The following is a 16,648-nucleotide window of genomic DNA, read 5'->3' on the forward strand; positions in this document are numbered from 1 at the left end:
GATGTCTTCTCCGACCCCCGCCGCATCCGGCAACAACAAGGCGCAGAAATCTGAAGGCGTGTGGGCCGCTTCCTGGCGCCGCCTGAAGGCTGACAAGGTGGGCATGGTCTCCATGGCCATCGTCGCGGTCTTCCTCTTGATGGTGATCGCCTCGGCCAGCGGCCTGCTGGCCAAGAACTGGCAGAAGGAAGTGGGCGTGCCCAATGCGCCGCCGACCTTCATGGGCCCGGCCCCGGCCGAGGCCACAGGCGTGATCGCCCAGCCCAAGGGCCCCAATGTCGACCTCAGCGACATCGACCCCCTGGCGCCCAAGTACAAGGAATGGGAAGAGCGCGCCAGCCAGTTCAAGACCGAAGAGGTGGTCAAGGCCGAGACCCTGCCCCTGGGCGGCGACCGCCTGGGCCGCGATGTGCTGGCCAAGGTGATCAAGGGCGCGGAAGTGTCCATCCTGGTGGGCGTGCTGGCGGCCGTGGTGGCCACCATCATCGGCACGGTGCTGGGCGCGATCTCGGGCTTCTTCGGCGGCAAGATCGGCGACTTTCTCGAGTGGCTCTACAACGTCTTCACCGCCATCCCCAGCATCCTGCTGATCTTTGCCTTCGCCGTGATCTTCGGCAAGGGCGTGATGTCGGTGGTGATGATTCTGGGCCTGGCCGGCTGGCCCGGCATCTACCGCCTGATCCGTGCCGAGTTCATGAAGCACTCGGTGCGCGAGTACGTGCGCTCGGCCGAGGCCATCGGCGCCTCGCGCTACTCGCGCATGTTCAAGCACATCCTGCCCAATGTCTCGCATGTGGCCCTGGTGCAGCTGAGCCTGCATGTGGTGAGCTTCATCAAGAGCGAGGTCATCCTGTCCTATCTGGGCCTGGGTGTGGGCGTGGACCAGGTCTCCTGGGGCACCATGCTGAGCGAATCGCAGAGCGAGCTGATCCTCGGCTACTGGTGGCAGCTGGCGGCGGTGACCGCCCTGATGGCGGTGTTCGTGACGGCCTTCGCGCTGTTCACCGACGCCTTGCGCGATGCGCTGGATCCGAAATTGAGAGGTCTCGAGTGATGGGACCGTTGTTGACTATCCGGGCCGAGCGCCGGGCCGCCCCAAGCCGGCCCGTCATGCCAGCCTGCTGGCTGGCGTCCCCTCGGGGGACCGGTCAGCGTACTCGCTGAACGAGGGGCACACATGCTTTCAATTCAAGACCTCAAGGTCGCCTTCCGCATGGGCAAGGTGAACGGCCAGATGCAACGCGCGCTGGCCGTCAAGGGCATCAGCTTCGACATTCCCGAGAACTCGACCGTCGCCCTGGTGGGTGAGTCGGGCTCGGGCAAGTCGGTGACGGCCATGTCCATCCTCAACTTGCTGCCCAGCAATGCCGAGCGCCAGGGCAAGATCCTGTTCCAGGGCCGTGACCTGCTGCAGACCTCGCTGCCCGAGCTGCAAGCCATCCGCGGCCGCGACATCGCCTGCGTGTTCCAGGACCCCATGACCTCGCTGAACCCGGTCTTCACCGTGGCCGACCAGATCATGGAGCCCCTGATCAAGCACATGGGCATGAGCAAGAAGCAGGCTCTGGCGCGCGCCGAAGAGCTGCTCAACGAAGTGGGCATCCCCGAGCCCAAGCGCCGCCTCAAGGCCTATCCGCACGAGATGTCCGGCGGCCAGCAGCAGCGCGTGATGATTGCCGTGGCCCTGGCCTGCAGCCCCAAGCTCTTGATCGCCGACGAGCCGACCACGGCGCTCGACGTGACCATCCAGCGCCAGGTTATGGAGCTGATGGCCAAGCTCAAAGAGACGCACAAGATGAGCCTCTTGTTCATCTCGCACGATCTGGGCGTGGTGGGCGAGATCTCCGACCAGGTGGTGGTGATGCGCCACGGCGAGATCCGCGAGAAGGCCTCGGTGGCCGAGATCTTCAACGCTCCGCAAGACAGCTACACCAAGGCCTTGCTGGCCTGCCGCCCCTCGCTGAGCGAGAACCCGGCGCGCCTGATGGTCATCGACGACCACATCGCCGCGCAAAAAGGCGAGGTCCGCGCCCAGGCCGTGGGCAAGGCCAAGGACCCGAACGCCCCGGTCATCCTGGAAGCGCGCGGCCTGCAGAAGAGCTTTTATTTCAAGGCCGGTCTGTTCAGCAAGAAGGAGTTCAAGGCCGTCAAGCAGGTCAGCTTCAAGCTGCGCAAGGGCTACACCCTGGGCGTGGTGGGCGAGTCCGGCTCCGGCAAGACCACCATGGGCCTGACCCTGCTGCGCTTGCACGAGCCCACCGGCGGCGAGGTGCTGTTCGAGGGCAAGGATCTGCTCAAGATGAGCGGCAACGACTGGCAGAAGATGCGCCGCCGCATCCAGGTGGTGTTCCAAAACCCGTATGCCTCGCTGAACCCGCGCTTCACCATTGGCCAGACCCTGGTCGAACCGATGGAGATCCACAAGATCGGCAAGGACCATGAGGAGCGCCTGGCCCGCGCCAGCGCCCTGCTTAAGAAGGTGGGCCTGGACGACTCGGTGCTGAACAAATACCCTCACGAGTTCTCGGGCGGCCAGCGTCAGCGCATCGCCATCGCCCGCTGCCTGACCCTCAACCCCGAGGTCTTGGTGCTGGACGAAGCCGTGTCGGCGTTGGACGTGTCGGTGCAGGCCCAGGTGCTCAATCTGCTCAAGGACCTGCAGGACGAGTTCGGCCTCAGCTATGTCTTCATCAGCCATGATCTGGCGGTGGTGAAGTTCATCTCCGACGAGGTGCTGGTGATGCAGAACGGCGATGTGGTCGAGCAGAACGAGACCCAGGCCCTGCTCGATGCGCCGCAACAGGAGTACACCCGCCGCCTGCTCGGCGCGGTGCCGCGCGGCTACCAGGGCGAGGCCCCGGTCTCGGCCGCTGCCGCCGCCTGAGGAGGCGATGCAGCCCGGCACCGCCCCTTCGGCCGAGGCCGGCCCGGGGGCGGCCGCCAGCGATGCCCGCCCGCTCACCCGCTGCCGCAACTGCGGCGCCGAGGTCAGCGGGCTTTTTTGCGCCCAATGCGGCCAGGAGACCCGGGTCGAGCTGCCCACGCTGCGGGAGTTTGTCGGCGAAGCCACCGGCCGTCTGCTGGCCGTCGATGGCCGGCTCTGGCGCAGCTTGTTCCTGCTGGTGTTTCGCCCGGGCCAGCTGACGGTCGAGTACTTGAACGGCCGGCGCAAACACTATGTGCGCCCGGGCCGATTGTTTTTCGCGCTTTCGGTGCTGATGTTCGCGGCCCTGAAGTTCGGCTCGGAGCCGGTCTTGCTCCAGAGCCCTGCGGCCCGCTCGGCGCCGCAGACCCAGCCCCAGGCCGCCGGCAGCCCCGGGACGCACGATTGGACCCTCAGCCTGGTCGATCACCTCCAGGCCTGGCTGCTGCGTCACGCGGACCATCCGGTCCAGGCGCGGGCGCTGCAGCGGCTGGCGCATTTCCGCACCCTGCCCCAGGCCCAGCGTGCCCGCGCGTTGAGCGATGGCCTGCTGCGTTATGGCTCCTACGCCCTGGTGGCCATGCTGCCGCTGTATGCCGCCCTCTTGCAGCTGGCGCATCGCCACTATCGGGTGCCCATGCCAGGACGGCCGCAGCGCTATATCGCCCATCTGGTCTATGCCACCCATGTGCACTGCATTGTTTTCTTGCTGGTGCCCCTGGCCTTGCTGATGCCCAGTGGCGGTGGTTCGCTCCTGGTGCTGCTGCCGCTGGCGTGGCACGGTGTGCAGGCCGAGCGCCGGGTTTACGGTGGCGCATTCTGGTCGCGCGCCTTGCGCAGTGCTTTCGTGGGCCTGGGCTACACCACCTGCCTGATCGGCGCGCTCGTCTTGATGTTGTACGGCTCCATGCTCACGGCGGCGTGAGCCTGCGACGCTCGACGCAGCACGGACCAGTCGCTGTCCGTGTTTGATGTCATGAGCGCATCGCCTCGGTCTGTGAAGCTGGGTTCAACCGTGCTTCGCCAGGCGATCCGCCGTGCCGGCCTTGGCAAAGCGCCGCACTGTGAACGTGACCAGGGGCCGGTACAGGCAGCGCAGAAGCCAGCCGGGCAGCCAGCGTCCGCGTTCTTCATGGGCCACCCGGGCGCGTGGATGGTCCATGAAGCGCCAGGCGCTGCTTCGGTAGCGGCTCAGGTCGCGGCAGAACTCCAGGCGCTCCAGATGTTTGACGCTTTTGTAGCCGTAGTGGGCCGGCGCCACCAGGCGCAGCGGTGCCCCATGGTCCAGGCCCAGGGCCTGCCCGTTCAGCTGGTCGGCGAGCAGTACATCTTCGGCCAGCAGATCGGCCAGCGGCAGGCAGGCACGAGCGCCATCGCTGCCCCTCATGAGGACGTAGGCGACCTGATCGTCCGGCTCAGCCTGCGCTTGGATCAGGGCTTGGTACACATCGCGCATGCGCACCCCGCTCCAGCTCAGCCCTGCGCTGGACCAGCCGGTGACGCAGTGGAAGTCGCATTGCAGCGTCACGCGCTGCAGGCCGGCCCAGGCGGCCGCGTCGAGCCACAGTTCTTTCCTGACGAGGCCGCAGACCCGCAGCCGCAGCGGCGGTGCCTGGGTAGGCATGCGCTGCGCGAAACGCAGCAGGCCGAAGCGGGGGAAGTCGAGCCGCCGATGCTGGCCCGGTGGCAAGGTCTGGGTCATCCGTGGATCCATGGGTTGCCGGTGCGCACCCGCGCGCCCAGCTGGCGCAGCAGTTGCAGCAGGCCAAGGTAGGCGCGGTCGAAGAAAGGCAGCTCGGGGGCCATCTGCCGCAGATAGCTCATGGCGATGCGCTGGTGCTCGGCGCTGGGTCGCGGTGGTGGCGGGTGCTGGCCGAAATCGAACTCGGCGTCACGGAAGGGCCTGACCTGCCAGTTCAGGACGGGCGCCAAGGCCGGCAGCAGCCGAGTGCCGAAATCGGCGGCATCCAGGCCCGGTGTGATCAAGCCCAGCGTCTCGTAGGCCATCTGCAGGGCCGGCTTGTCACACGGTTGGCTCAGCAGGGCACACCAGGCGGCGGCCAGCGACACACTGAACTGCGGTCGCAGCTCCCGGGTGCAACCGAAGTCCAGCAAACCCAGGCGTCCGTCGGGCATGAAGAGATAGTTGCCGGCATGAGCGTCGGCCTGCAGCCTGTGCAGGCGGAAGCTGCTGTGCATGAACAGGTCGAACAAGGTCTGGCCGTGGCGATTGCGCTCCGCCTGGCTGGGCCCGGTGGCCAGCCATTCCTTCAAATGCAAGCCAGGCAGGCGTTCCATGCTCAGCACGCGGGCGCTGCACAAGGCGTTGATGGTTCGCGGCAGCACCAGGTCCGGCAGGTCTTGCAAGCGATCGCGGAACCACTCCAGCTGCTGGGCCTCGCGCCGGTAGTCGAGCTCCTCAATCAGGGTCTGCTCGATGCTGCCCAGCACCGTGTCCAAGACCTCGGGCCGAGGCGCCGTGACTGAGCCCATCCCGCCCACGCTGCGCAGCAGCAGGTGCAGCAGTGCCAGATCGCTGTGGACCGAGGCCGCCATGCCTGGGTATTGCAGTTTGACCGCCAGCGCCCGCCCGTCCTGCAGCGTGGCGCCATGCACCTGGCCCAGGCTGGCCGCAGCAAAAGCCTGCGCCTCGAAGCTGGCGAACAAGGACTCCGGCCCGGCACCGAACTCCTGGCGCAAGAGCTTGATCACCAGCGCCCGGTTCAAGGGCGAGACCTGGTACTGCGCGCGGCTCAACTCCTGGCGCAGCGCCTCGGGCAGCAAGTCCAGTTCCATGCTGAGCAACTGAGCGGCTTTCAGTGCCGTGCCCTTGAGCTGATTCAGCGCCCCGAACAGGATGCGGCCGAGCTCCGCCTCATGCGTCTGCTGTGCCAACTGGGCACGAGGGTCCGCGGCGCCGGTCGCTGGGACTCGAGGCTTCAGTTTGTGGCTCAGGTGGGCCACCCCTGCGCGCGCCACGGCGGTGCCGGCGATGGCGCTTCGGGCCAGCCGGCTGGTACGAGGGGCTTTGGCCATCACGGCAGCTGATCCCAGACCTGGCGCAAGCCGATCAGGTGCACCACGCCATACGCCAGACAGATGAGCGAGCTCCAAACCAGGAAGGGCGTGCTGTGCTCGGGGGCAAAGATGCGCAAGGGAATGATGGCGATCCCGCGCAGGCAGTAGATGGCGGTGATCAAGCTCAGTGCCAGCTTTGGCCACGGCAGCTGGAGGCCCAGCAGCCCACTGGCCGCCAGGGCGTAGAGCGCCCACAAACCCAGCACCATGGCAATGCCGCAGGTCAGGATTGCCGGCCACCAACTCCCCGCTGCGCTCATGCGAGCCAGGTCTTCGCCGGCGCCGAAAAAGCGATACCAGGACGGGCCGCCCAACACGATCAGCACATGCAAAGCTGCGGCGATCGCGCTCAACAGGCCACCCAGCAGCAGCCAGCTGTTGCTGAGCCCGCTCATCGCGCTGCCACCCCGGCACTCAGGCCGCGCTTGGTCAGGGCCAGCAGTTCCAGCAATCCGCCCCCCGGCCCGTGTTGCAACAGCCTGGCCAACTGGCTGCGCAGCACAAAGCCGCCCAGATCGAGCAGCTTGTTGATCAGGCCGCTTTGCAAAGCCAGGACCAGCACGCCCAGGCTCAGGTCGACCAGCTGGTGGGTGTTGCCGAACTCCTCGGAGTCGTCGCGCAGCCAGTAGGCCACCAGGCCGTAGACGGCATCGGCCATCAAGCCAGCCAGGCTGTTCTTGAAGCCGCAGGGCGCGATCTCAGCGGAGACCTCCGCCTGCTTCAGCATCTCCACAAAGGCCTGGCGCAGCTTGGCCTTGCCGGGCAAGTCCTGGCTGAGCAGCAACAGCGGCGCGCCCTGGATCAGGCGGTGAGCGATGGCGACGAACTCGCGGTCGGCCAGCAACAGCTCCAACAGGCTGTCCAGCAGCAGCTGCAGGCGCTCCTGCAGGCTGAAGTCCTGCTGTCCCCGGGTCTTCTGCATCAGGGCAATCGCGTCGCCTGCCTGCTGTTCGAAGTACGCCAGCACCAGCTTTTCTTTGCTGGGGAAGTACTTGTAGATGGTGGCGTCACCGAGCTCGGCGGCACGGGCGATCTCTTTCATGGTCGTGCCATCAAAGCCCTGGCGACTCATCAGGTCCACGGCCACGCGCAGCAGCAGGCGCCGGGTTTTGTCTTGCTGGGTTTTGCTGGTTCGCATGTTTAATAAATACTGACTATCTTTTGAGATGGAAGATACAGGAGTTTATTGTGTAGTGCAAAACTTTAATCGGCTGAGAACGGGGGCTTGCGTCCGCGACCAGGCATGCCTGACGCGGACCTGTGCCGGTGGTCATGGGTGATTTGGCTGCTCAGCCCGAGGTCTGCGCCGTCGCGGTGCGTGGGCCTGCGCTTCGCCGAGTTCGGTGGCGGTGACGGCGACAAGTACGCACAGTGCGCCCTGCCGGTCGGCCAGCCCCAATGGGGCAGCGGTCCGGCACCGATCAACCCGAGCGAAGCTTCCGCCCACCATGAACCCAGTCAAGAACCATCATCTCAACCTCAAGGCCACGCTGGCCCTCGCCGTGCTGGCCTTGTCCGGCCTCGGCGCGCAGGCCGCCGAGTCGTCGTCGCCCAGCGAGGGCTTGCATGGCCTGATCGGCATCGGCGCCGTCTACAGCCCCACGTACGTCGGCGCCAAGGAAAGCCGCAGCCATGCCGTGCTGCTGCCCGATCTGCGCTATCGCAAGGGCGCCTTCGAAGCCTCCACCCTCGGTGGCCTGCGCTACTGGGCGGTGGAGAAGCCAGACTTTCAATTTGCGCTGACCCTGGGTGTCGACGCCGGCCGTGAGGATCACAAGGTCAAGGGCTTTCTGGGCCAGAGCGGCAGTGACCGCCTGCGCGGCATGGGCAAGATCAAGGCCAGTGGCGAGCTGGGCGTGGCTGGCAGCTGGAGCGGCCTGGGCCTGCCTTTGAACTTCGAGCTCAAGACGGCGCTGGGCAAGAAGGGCCACGGCGGCACCCTGGCCAGCATTGGCAGCAGCCTGCCCTTGCTGGCCAGCGGCCCGCTGGAGCTGGGCGCCGAGGTGTCGCTCGGTTTTGCCGACAAGCGCTATCTGCAGTCCTACTACGGCGTGAGCGCCGCTCAGGCGGCGGCCACCTCGTTCAAGGAGTTCCACCCCAAGGCCGGCCTCTACGGCGCCGACCTCGGCCTGTCGGCCCGCTACAAGCTCAGCGATTCCATGAGCCTGATGGCCAATGCCAGCTACCACCGCGTGCTCGGCGATGCGGCCAAGAGCCCGCTGGTCGAGCGCAAAGGCGCACCGACCGTGCTGGTCGGCCTGGGCTACACCTTCTGATGAGATGGGGCGTCAGCGATGGCCGCGCAGCAGGGCGCGTGTGGTCTGCTCCTGCTCGTTGTAACGCTGCTGGGCGCTCAGCGGCTTGATCTTGCCGGCCTGCAGGGCGGCCTGGTCGAGGTTGGCACCCCAGCTGCTGCCGGTGCGCAGGGCCAGCGGTGCGCCCAGGCCATCGGCGAAATCGGCCGGCAGCCAGGGCATGATCTCGGCCAGCACCAGCTGCAGCCGCGGCCGGATGGCCGCTTCGCCAATGCGGCCCCGCTGGCCCCAGACGACGGTCAGGTCGGCGCTGTTGGCGCCGGGCTCGAGCTTGTTGGTGATGGCGTAATCGCGCCAGACACCCAGGCGGCGCTGCATCAGCGCCTCTTCGATCAGCATGGCCGTGTCTTCGCGCGAGAAGGCGGCGCCGCTGGCGACGGAGTAGCTGTAGTCGTCGTTGACCCGGTCCTGGCTGAAGAAGCGCACCACGTCGAGCGGCTGGTAGCCGATCTGGGTGGCGGTGGGTGCGTCGCCGTAGGACAGCACGCGTGCCAGGCCGCGCATTTCCAGCGAGAAGAAGGGGTAGCGCTGATTCAGCTGCTCCGAGGCGGTCAGGGCCGGGATGGCTTCGTAGACCCGGCTGCTGCTGCCCAGCAGGCTGGCATGCACGCGCGGCGGCAGGAAATCGCCGGCATGGCTGAGCTCGTGGTACAGCAGGGAGCCGAGCGCGTTCTGCACATCCTCCAGGCTGCGTGAGGCGCGCTTGGCCACGGCCAGGCTGGTGATGGCGTGGCGGTTGTCCTTCACATAACGCCAGGGGCTGGCGTAGTTGAGCAAGGCACCGTTGTCGCTGCGCGGGTCCGGTGTCTCGCTGACCGTGTCGCGCTGCTCGGGTGTCAGCCAGAGGTTGGCGGCGTCCAGGTAGATGGCGCCGGTGGCACTCCAGTAGAACGCCGGGCGGACCCGGCCGCCGATCACCACGGCCGTCACCGAGGCCAGCATGCGGCGGAAATCGCCGTGCACATCCTGCTCGCGCAGAAAGCGCTCGAAGTTGGCACCCATCCAGTCGTTGGAGACCAGCACGCGGTCCATGATCTCGTCCACGGTCGGCGTGCCGTTGCTGCTGGCACTGCCCAGCAGGGGCAGCTTGCTCAGGGTGCAGAGGTTGTTGGGGTTGCTGGAGCTGAGGCCCGGGTGGTAGATGCACTCGCTCAAGGCAGCGGCCCGGGGGCTGCTGGCTTTGTAGGGGTAGACGCGGCTGGGGGTCTCGTCGCTGCCGAACAGGGGGTTGGCCGGCAGCGGTGGCAGGGCCTGCACCAGCAGGCTGAACTCGCCGCTGGCGCTGCGGCCGTCGCCGAGATCGGCACTGGCGCGCAGGCGCAGCAGCGTGTCGCTGCTGGCGGCTGGCGCCGAGGCCACCAAGCGCGCGCCGCTGGCGCCGCTGAGGTTCAGTGTCGGCCCTTCCAGCTGTTCCCAGCGCCAGCTGGCCGTGGCCAGCTCTGTGTCACTCAAGCCGGGCAGCCAGGCGCGAATCGAGAACTTGCCGCCGGCATAGACGCTGGGTTCGCCGCGCAGCACCGCGCGCAAGGCCGCCGGGTTGGCGTCGGCCGCCACGGTCAGCGGCAAGCTGGCGCTGTGGCTGCGGCCCAGCTCATCCTGGTAGCTGAGATCGAAACGGTGGCTGCCGGCAGCGCTGGGCTCGAGCGTCAGCGCCTGCGAGCGCGCGGACAGGGTGGCCAGGGTCGCGCCTTCCTTTTGCTCCCAGCGCAGCTGGCTCAGGCGGTGGCCGGGGCAGGCCAGGAGGCTCAGCTCCTGGTTGCGCCCGGTTTGCAGCGTGGCGGGCTGGGCCAGGCGGGCGACCGAGTTGCTCTGGCACTGGCTGCTCAGCGGCGGCACCTCGGCCACCGGCGGCACCGGCTGCACGGGCGTAGGCGCGCTGTCACCGCCGCCCCCTCCGCCACCGCAGCCCGCGAGGAGGGCGGCCAGAACCAGGGCCATGCCACCTGTGGCGGCGAGGAAAGTGCGGCGGTTCGAGTCCGTGGGGATCGGGCGTTGGGGCATGGCGTGGCGTGGTCCGTGTTGGCGGCCTTGGGGTCACGGCCGCGCCGGCCCCGCGTGTCAAACTGGCGCGATGTTACAAGCGACCGCCCGACGCCTGGCTGCCTTCAGCGGGCCCTTCCGCCTCTTGCTGATCAGTGATTCCCTGATGTTGTTGTCGCTGATGGTCGGGCGCGTGGCCACACCCTGGTGGGTGGCGCATGAGGGCGGTGCCGCGCACCTGGCCCTGTTTGCAGGCGGCCTGGCGTTGGGCTCTTGCCTGGCCCTGCCTTTGCTGTCACCGCTGGGCGACCGGCTGGACAAAAAGCTCCTGATCTCGGCAGGCCTGGCCTTGATGGCGCTCGAAGCCCTGCTGCTCGCCTCTCTGGCCCAAGCCGGGTTCTATCGGCTGCACTGGGTCATGGCGCTGGAATTGCTGTCGGTGGTGGCGATGGCGGCCATCATGCCGGCCTCCTTCAGCATCGTCGCGGAGCTGCTGCCGCCCAGCCAGCTGACCGAAGGCCTGGGCCTGCAGAAGAGCGCGCAGGCCATCGGCCGCTTGCTGGGCCCGGCCCTTGGTGGCGCGGTGCTGGCCCTGGCCGGCACGCCGGCAGCGCTGTGGTTGCACGCCGTGCTGCTGGCGCTGGCTGCGGCCCTGGCCTGGCGCGTGCAGACACCGGCCCTGCGCCCCCAAGTGCACGCCCGCCATTGGCTGCGCGAGCTGCGCGCCGGGCTGGCGGCCAAATGGAAGATGCCGCTGGAGCGCGGCTGGACCACGGTGTCGTTTCTGGTGATGGTGTTCTTCGGCCCGGCCATCGGCATGCTGGTGCCCTTGAAGGTGCAGTCCCTGGGCTTGTCCGGGGCCTGGCTGGGCGCCTGCGAGGCGGGCCTGTCGGCCGGCATGTTGTTGGGCTCGCTTGGTGGGGCGGTTTGGCTGGCTGAGCGCATGGGTCGTTTCAGGGCCAGCCTGACGGCCATCTTGGTCGAGGGCTTGTGCATGGCCGTCATTGGAGTGAGCCACCAGGGGCTGGTGATCGTGCTCTGCTTTGCCGTGCTTGGGGCCTGCATTGCTACCGTGCAGTTGGTGGGTCACACCCACCGCATGTTGGCCATTCCACAGGCGTATCGATCACGGCTGATGGCGGTGAATCTCATGGTCATGCACATCGCTGGGGTGCTGGGGCCAGGTCTTGCCGGCCTGGGCTTGCTGCGCCTGGGCGTGGACCGGATCTACCTGCTGTTCGGCCTGGGCCTGTTCCTGGTCGGTCTGGCCTATCGCTGGGTGCCGGGCTACCGCGATTTCCTCAACCTGCCGCATGAGCAGGCCGAGGGCTGGTACGCGCGTCAGCACCCGCAGCTGTTTCGCTGAGATCAGCTCTTGGTCACGGGCAGCAGGCTCTGGCTGAGCTCGACGCTGTTGCTGACACGCAGCGACGGCTGACCTTGCTCTTGCTGCGCGGCCGGTTCGGCCTGGCTCAGGGCCAGCACCGCGGAGGCGGCGACGGCGCCCAGGGCGGTCAACAAGGTGGTCAGAAGGCTGGTGTTGCGGGTGTCCATGATGCGAATCTCCTTGGTGAGGGTGGGCTCCTCTGTTGCGATGGTTGAAGTGTCGGCAATCTCGCCGGGCCATTCCAGGCTCGGGCGACGAGCTGCAGGCCGGAGCGCGCGAATCGCCATCCAGGGCGACGAAAAGCGGGCTTGAACCCACCCCAGCCGGCCGCGAATCCCTAGAAATCCCGAGGACAGAACGGCGGCCAGCCACTATGGTCGGCGGCGCACCTCGGCCGTGGCTGTCATCACGCCGTCGTGTGCTGCGGGGACGCTGTGCCTCGCGACATATTCACCGAGGGAGCTTTCCAATATGCCAGCCAGCCGCCAAGACACCCAATTGCAGGGCATCACCGATCTGTGCCTGCTCACGCCGATCAAGCCCGGTTTCGTCAACGCCTTCGAGACCATCACCCACCTTGAGCGCCTGCGCCGCGTGCTCAAGACGCTGAACGCCTTGCGCCAGTCGGCGCGCGAGTCGAGCGAGACGCCCGAGCTGTTCACCGATGTGGTCAGCCGCTTTCGCATCGTCCATTCCTTCCGCTGGGCCATCGTCGAGCCGCGCCCGGGCATCGATGCCGAGGGCACGCCGCACAAATTCCTGCTCAATGTCTGTTTCGACGGCGGCTGGGAGCCGTATATGCGCGTCATCTGGGATGACCTGGGCAGCATGCTGGATCTGATGCTCTGCCACTGCGAGGGCTACCGCCTCTCGCGCGAGACTTCGTTCGAGCGCTATATCGAGTGGGTGCGCGTCAACGAGTTCTCGGCCGATTTCCTCTACCTGGAATCGGGCCGCAGCTGCGGCGACCACGACTACCTGGCCGAGCTGGAGCGCCAAAGCCGCCTGCATCCCGAGGGTGGCGATCTGGCCGTGACCCGGCTGCGCCGGCCGCTGCCAGGCGAGAGCAAGCCCCTGCCCAGCGAGCCGCGTGCGGCCTTCGACATGGCGGTGCGCGGCCTGCCGGCGCTGGCGGCGCTGTACTCGCTGGAGCGCTATTTCCTGCCCAGCGCGCCGGATGGCTATTGCCTGCTGCGCGCCACCCGCGATGTGCTGTTCGAACTGCGCGGTCTGGACACCCTCAAGCGCTTCCCCCTGCTGCCGCCCACGCCCGAGCAGGCGCAGGCCAACCCTCTGCTGGCCGCCGGCTATGCCCTGCGTGCCACGCATTACAAGATGCTTGCCTGGTTCGAGACCGTGCCGCCCCAGCCCGAGGTCAAGCCGCGCGCCCTGGCCTACCGTGATGCCGACATCCAGGGCGGCATGCTCAGCGCCTACCCCGATCTGGTCGGTGGCGCCCTGGTGCTGCTGCGCGTGGCCAATCGCAGCCAAGCGGTGGCCTGGCTCAGCCAGCAGTTCAAGCCCAGCAGCGAGGCACAGACCCTGCTCGGTGAAGCCCCGGCCGGCGGTTTCTACCGCAATGTGGCCCTGAGCCTGGCCGGGCTGCGCGCCCTGGGCGTGCCGGCCTCGCGCTTGGCGCGCTTCCCTCAGGCTTTCCAGGAAGGCATGGAGGCGCGCGCCGGCGTGCTCGGCGATCTGCGCCACAACCACCCGCGTTACTGGAAGCTGCCCGAGCGCAACTGGCCGCGCGGCGCGGCCGAGCGCGCCAGCCCGGCGGCGCGTGTGGACCTCAATGCCGTGCACCTGGTGGTGCAGCTGCGCTTTGGTGCCGGTGTGAATGCAGCCACGGTGAATGCCGAAATCGCCAGCCTGGAGCGCGACAGCGGCCTGCAGGTGCTGGCCGTGCAGGACATGCGCCGCAATATCGACCCGAGCAGCGGCGCCACGCGCGAGAACTTCGGCTTCATCGACGGCATCAGCCAACCCCAGGTGGACCCGCAGCGCGCCGGCGGCCCGCTGGCCAACCCGCCCACGGCACCGGGCAAGCCCTGGTCCGACGCGGTGCCGCGCGGCGAGGTGGTGCTGGGCTTCCCAACCTCGCGCGACCGCCATGCCGTGCCTGAGAAGGCCGATGCCCTGCTCGACCTGGGCAGCTTCCTGGTCGTGCGCAAGCTGCGCCAGCATGTCGGCCGCCTGCAGCGCCGCGTGCAGGAGCAGGCCCAGATCCACGGCCTGGACCCGCAGCGCGTGCTGGCCAAGATGATGGGCCGCAGCCTGGATGGCGAGCCGCTGGCCGCGCCCGGCAGCGGCCCCAGCAATGCCTTCACCTACCAGCAGGATTCAGCGGGCAGCGCCTGCCCCTTCCACGCCCACATCCGCCGCGTCAACCCGCGCGAGGGCGCGGTGCCGCGCGTGCTGCGCCGGGGCATGTCCTACGGCCCGGCCACTACCGGCAGCCTGGCGCAGCCGGCCCGCGAGGACGATGAGAAGGACCAGGACCGCGGCCTGATCTTCATGGCCTACAACGCCCATCTGGCCGAGCAGTTCGAGACCCTGCAGCGCTGGATCGCCGGCGGCAATGCCAGCGGCGGCCTGGCCGAGCAGTCCGACCCCTTCCTGGCCGTGGCCACCCAGGGCAAGCCGCGCATCTACCGTTTTGAGGAGCAGACCGAAGCCGGCCCGCGCAGCGTCCACCTGGACCTGGGCGACCAGCCTTTTGTCGAGCTGCAATGGGGCGCCTATTTCTTCGTGCCCTCCCTGCCCGCCCTGCGCCATCTGCCGGCCCTGGTCGAGCAGCCCCTGCCGGCCGCCGCGCCCGCGCCGCAGCGTGCGCCGGCCCTGGACAACGCCGCCGCCTGGCAGCAATGGTTGGAAGATTCCAGCAGCCGCGACGCCGCCTGGGCCTATGTGCGCGCCCAGCCCGGTGGCGTGCTGCGCACCGCCTACGGCGTGCTGGTCGGCGAGGCCGCGGCCGTGCTCGAGGTCTTCCGCGACAGCCAGCAGCGCTACTCGGTGCGCGGCTATGGCGAGCGCATGCAGCGCTCCATCGGCCTGGGCTACCTCGGCATGGACGAGGACAGCGGCCACCGCGAGCAGGCACCGGCCATCAACACGGCGATTGAGAGCATCAGCGAGCCCGAGGCCTTTGCCGCCAGCTACCGCGTGGCGCGCGCTTACCTGGCGGCCCTGAAAGAGGGCAACCAGAAGCTGGGCCTGCGCGAGGCCTTGCTGGACATCGAGAAGCTCTCCGAAGTGGTGCTGGACAAGCTCTGCACCCTCTGGTTCGGCCTGCCCAACGATCAGCAGATGCTGGGCACCGGCTATGTGCCCGGTGCGGCCAACAGTGCGCCGCGCTGCCCGCGCGACTTCTTCGCCGTGTCCCGCTATGTCTTCGGCCCGCAGCCCGGCCCGGTGGTCGAGCAGGTGGCCAGCGCCAAGGGCCAGGGCCTGCAGCGCGCTGTGCGCGAATGGCTGGAGACCAACCCCGCCCTGCCGGCCATCAGCCAGGCCATCAAGGACTCGCTGAGCGAAGCCGCCAAGCTCGATCCCGACATCGTCCCGCGCACCCTGGCCGGCATCATGCTCGGCTTCCCGCCCACTGTGCATGGCAACCAGGTCTCCAGCCTGGCTGCCTGGGTGGTTACCAAAAAGCTCTGGGACTTGCAGCAGGACTGGCTGGGCGGCGCGCCCGCGGCCGCCGATCAGGTGTACGCGCGCGCCGTGGCCACCCTGCGGCCCACCCTGCTCGCCACCATGATGCGCCAGCCGGTGCCGGCCGCCGTCTGGCGCCGCGCCCGCGTGACGCACCGTCTGCGCGGTGTCGAGGTGCAGGAGGGCGACAAGATCATCGTCGGCATCGTCTCCTGCGCCGCCCAGAACCCGGGCGATCACACCATCATGTTCGGCGGCGACCGTTATGACGCCGTCGACCCCGCGCCCCTGCACGCCTGCCCCGGCTACGCCATGGCCGTGGGCGTGATGCTGGGTGTGGCCGCCGGCCTGCTGGAAGCCGGCGTGCTGCGGGCGACGCCGTCGCCGACGGTGTTGGCGGTGCAGTTGGGCTGATCCTTGCAAGCACTCGAAGGCGCCACAGGCTCATTGCGACAGAGAGGCAACGCTGAATGATGAATCGAGACAAGCGCAGGCTGTGGCTAGCGGCCTTGCTGTTGGGAGGCATGGGGGCCTGTGCTCAGGCAGAGCAACCGGCGCCGACTGCGCCCTCCGTGGCGGAGGCGTCACTTGAAGCCAAGCGCACGCAGTTCTTTGCCATCGTCAACCGGATCTTCAAAGACCCGTCGGCAGAGCACATCGCCGCGCTGGAGGCCCTGGTGGCTGAGCTGGAGGCCGGTGGACACATGGATCCGCGGCTCTATCGCTACCTGCGCCTGGCCTACAAGCTGTCATGGAATCTGGACCAGGCCCAGTCCAGCAAGTTGCGGGCGCAATCCCAAGCCGAAGACACCATGCCCACACGCTTGGTCCGCCTGGGCGCGGCCACCGTGCCCAGGCCTTTTTCGTGGCAGGTGGATCGTGAAGGCGTGGCCCGTCAGAAGCCCTTGTTCAGGACGCATGGCCCGCAACTGATCGTCACGACAGATGCCCACTGCGGCTACTCTGAAGTGGCGAGGCCGGCGGTTTATGCACTGGCCAAAGCCCAGGGTTGGCTGGATGCCATCACCTGGCTTGCCCTGCCCAACGACAGCCTGGATTTGAAAAAGCTGGAACGTTGGCAGCAAGACCACCCCGGCGCGCGCTACGAGTTTGTGGATCGGGTTGCCAATCTTGGCTTTGTCGAGACCTGGGCCACACCGGTCTTTGTCTTCTTGCGCGATGGTGTGGTGGTGGAGGTCATCCATGGCTGGCCACAGGAGGGGCGTATGGCCGAACTGACTCAGGCTGCGGCCAAGATTGGCCTGCAGAGTCGCCCTTGATCAGATGCCATTTGTTTGCTGCAGAACGCGCTGA

Annotated in this window: 13 protein-coding genes; 7 read left to right on the top strand and 6 right to left on the bottom strand. The window is 67.8% G+C overall.

The window, feature by feature from the left end; translation table 11 throughout:
- Window position 1: 1 nt before the first annotated feature.
- The 3 genes from AC1Q6P_RS16755 to AC1Q6P_RS16765 all read left to right on the top strand — a co-directional run bounded on the left by AC1Q6P_RS16755 (window position 2) and on the right by AC1Q6P_RS16765 (window position 3,848).
- Window positions 2-1,054, top strand: coding sequence for an ABC transporter permease (locus AC1Q6P_RS16755; protein WP_102768662.1), 1,053 nt, complete (start codon window positions 2-4; stop codon window positions 1,052-1,054).
- A 123-nt stretch (window positions 1,055-1,177) separates the two neighbouring features.
- Window positions 1,178-2,884, top strand: coding sequence for an ABC transporter ATP-binding protein (locus AC1Q6P_RS16760; protein WP_492664024.1), 1,707 nt, complete (start codon window positions 1,178-1,180; stop codon window positions 2,882-2,884).
- Window positions 2,885-2,891: 7 nt separating this feature from the next.
- Complete coding sequence (locus AC1Q6P_RS16765; protein ID WP_492664025.1) at window positions 2,892-3,848, top strand: DUF3667 domain-containing protein; 957 nt, start codon at window positions 2,892-2,894, stop codon at window positions 3,846-3,848.
- An 84-nt stretch (window positions 3,849-3,932) separates the two neighbouring features.
- Here the strand turns inward: AC1Q6P_RS16765 and AC1Q6P_RS16770 are convergent, their stop codons facing one another.
- From AC1Q6P_RS16770 to AC1Q6P_RS16785, 4 genes are read right to left on the bottom strand one after another with little or no spacing between them, the layout of a single operon-like run.
- Window positions 3,933-4,625: a molybdopterin-dependent oxidoreductase gene (locus AC1Q6P_RS16770; RefSeq protein ID WP_492664026.1), complete on the bottom strand. Its 693-nt coding sequence runs from the start codon at window positions 4,623-4,625 to the stop codon at window positions 3,933-3,935.
- The gene (locus tag AC1Q6P_RS16775; protein ID WP_492664027.1) at window positions 4,622-5,959 is read right to left on the bottom strand and encodes an ABC1 kinase family protein; all 1,338 of its coding nucleotides are present in this window, start codon (window positions 5,957-5,959) and stop codon (window positions 4,622-4,624) included. The genes AC1Q6P_RS16770 and AC1Q6P_RS16775 overlap by 4 nt, the downstream gene beginning before the upstream one ends.
- The gene (locus AC1Q6P_RS16780) at window positions 5,959-6,396 is read right to left on the bottom strand and encodes a hypothetical protein (protein ID WP_492664028.1); all 438 of its coding nucleotides are present in this window, start codon (window positions 6,394-6,396) and stop codon (window positions 5,959-5,961) included. The genes AC1Q6P_RS16775 and AC1Q6P_RS16780 overlap by 1 nt, the downstream gene beginning before the upstream one ends.
- Window positions 6,393-7,139, bottom strand: a complete 747-nt coding sequence (locus tag AC1Q6P_RS16785; protein WP_492664029.1) for a TetR/AcrR family transcriptional regulator — start codon at window positions 7,137-7,139, stop codon at window positions 6,393-6,395. Before AC1Q6P_RS16785 ends, AC1Q6P_RS16780 begins: the two co-directional genes overlap by 4 nt.
- A 310-nt stretch (window positions 7,140-7,449) precedes the next feature.
- Between AC1Q6P_RS16785 and AC1Q6P_RS16790 the strand changes: the two genes are divergently transcribed.
- Window positions 7,450-8,277, top strand: coding sequence for a MipA/OmpV family protein (locus AC1Q6P_RS16790; RefSeq protein ID WP_492664030.1), 828 nt, complete (start codon window positions 7,450-7,452; stop codon window positions 8,275-8,277).
- Between the two features lie 12 nt (window positions 8,278-8,289).
- Here the strand turns inward: AC1Q6P_RS16790 and AC1Q6P_RS16795 are convergent, their stop codons facing one another.
- Window positions 8,290-10,317: a hypothetical protein gene (locus tag AC1Q6P_RS16795; RefSeq protein ID WP_492664031.1), complete on the bottom strand. Its 2,028-nt coding sequence runs from the start codon at window positions 10,315-10,317 to the stop codon at window positions 8,290-8,292.
- Window positions 10,318-10,387: 70 nt separating this feature from the next.
- On the opposite strand from AC1Q6P_RS16795, the gene AC1Q6P_RS16800 reads away from it, so the two are divergent.
- Window positions 10,388-11,662, top strand: coding sequence for an MFS transporter (locus AC1Q6P_RS16800; protein ID WP_492664032.1), 1,275 nt, complete (start codon window positions 10,388-10,390; stop codon window positions 11,660-11,662).
- Window positions 11,663-11,664: 2 nt separating this feature from the next.
- On the opposite strand, the gene AC1Q6P_RS16805 is transcribed toward AC1Q6P_RS16800, so the two are convergent.
- Window positions 11,665-11,850 carry a hypothetical protein gene (locus tag AC1Q6P_RS16805; RefSeq protein WP_492664033.1) on the bottom strand — a complete coding sequence of 62 codons (186 nt, stop codon included), beginning with the start codon at window positions 11,848-11,850 and terminating at the stop codon, window positions 11,665-11,667.
- Window positions 11,851-12,154: 304 nt separating this feature from the next.
- Between AC1Q6P_RS16805 and AC1Q6P_RS16810 the strand changes: the two genes are divergently transcribed.
- Together AC1Q6P_RS16810 and AC1Q6P_RS16815 are read left to right on the top strand one after the other, a co-directional pair.
- A complete protein-coding gene (locus AC1Q6P_RS16810) occupies window positions 12,155-15,748 on the top strand; it encodes a Dyp-type peroxidase (RefSeq protein ID WP_492664034.1) in 3,594 nt (1,197 codons plus the stop codon).
- A 158-nt stretch (window positions 15,749-15,906) separates the two neighbouring features.
- Window positions 15,907-16,614, top strand: coding sequence for a hypothetical protein (locus AC1Q6P_RS16815; protein ID WP_492664035.1), 708 nt, complete (start codon window positions 15,907-15,909; stop codon window positions 16,612-16,614).
- Window positions 16,615-16,648 lie beyond the last annotated feature (34 nt).

It is taken from the genome of Roseateles sp. GW835-FHT13E02 (genome assembly GCF_058794035.1).

What these genes read in the sequence shown, in the direction of transcription:
- AC1Q6P_RS16755 (WP_102768662.1), top strand. Translation starts at nt 2, where the DNA reads ATGTCTTCTCCGACCCCCGCCGCATCCGGCAACAACAAGGCGCAGAAA.
- AC1Q6P_RS16760 (WP_492664024.1), top strand. Translation starts at nt 1,178, where the DNA reads ATGCTTTCAATTCAAGACCTCAAGGTCGCCTTCCGCATGGGCAAGGTG.
- AC1Q6P_RS16765 (WP_492664025.1), top strand. Translation starts at nt 2,892, where the DNA reads ATGCAGCCCGGCACCGCCCCTTCGGCCGAGGCCGGCCCGGGGGCGGCC.
- AC1Q6P_RS16770 (WP_492664026.1), bottom strand. Translation starts at nt 4,625, where the DNA reads ATGACCCAGACCTTGCCACCGGGCCAGCATCGGCGGCTCGACTTCCCC.
- AC1Q6P_RS16775 (WP_492664027.1), bottom strand. Translation starts at nt 5,959, where the DNA reads ATGGCCAAAGCCCCTCGTACCAGCCGGCTGGCCCGAAGCGCCATCGCC.
- AC1Q6P_RS16780 (WP_492664028.1), bottom strand. Translation starts at nt 6,396, where the DNA reads ATGAGCGGGCTCAGCAACAGCTGGCTGCTGCTGGGTGGCCTGTTGAGC.
- AC1Q6P_RS16785 (WP_492664029.1), bottom strand. Translation starts at nt 7,139, where the DNA reads ATGCGAACCAGCAAAACCCAGCAAGACAAAACCCGGCGCCTGCTGCTG.
- AC1Q6P_RS16790 (WP_492664030.1), top strand. Translation starts at nt 7,450, where the DNA reads ATGAACCCAGTCAAGAACCATCATCTCAACCTCAAGGCCACGCTGGCC.
- AC1Q6P_RS16795 (WP_492664031.1), bottom strand. Translation starts at nt 10,317, where the DNA reads ATGCCCCAACGCCCGATCCCCACGGACTCGAACCGCCGCACTTTCCTC.
- AC1Q6P_RS16800 (WP_492664032.1), top strand. Translation starts at nt 10,388, where the DNA reads ATGTTACAAGCGACCGCCCGACGCCTGGCTGCCTTCAGCGGGCCCTTC.
- AC1Q6P_RS16805 (WP_492664033.1), bottom strand. Translation starts at nt 11,850, where the DNA reads ATGGACACCCGCAACACCAGCCTTCTGACCACCTTGTTGACCGCCCTG.
- AC1Q6P_RS16810 (WP_492664034.1), top strand. Translation starts at nt 12,155, where the DNA reads ATGCCAGCCAGCCGCCAAGACACCCAATTGCAGGGCATCACCGATCTG.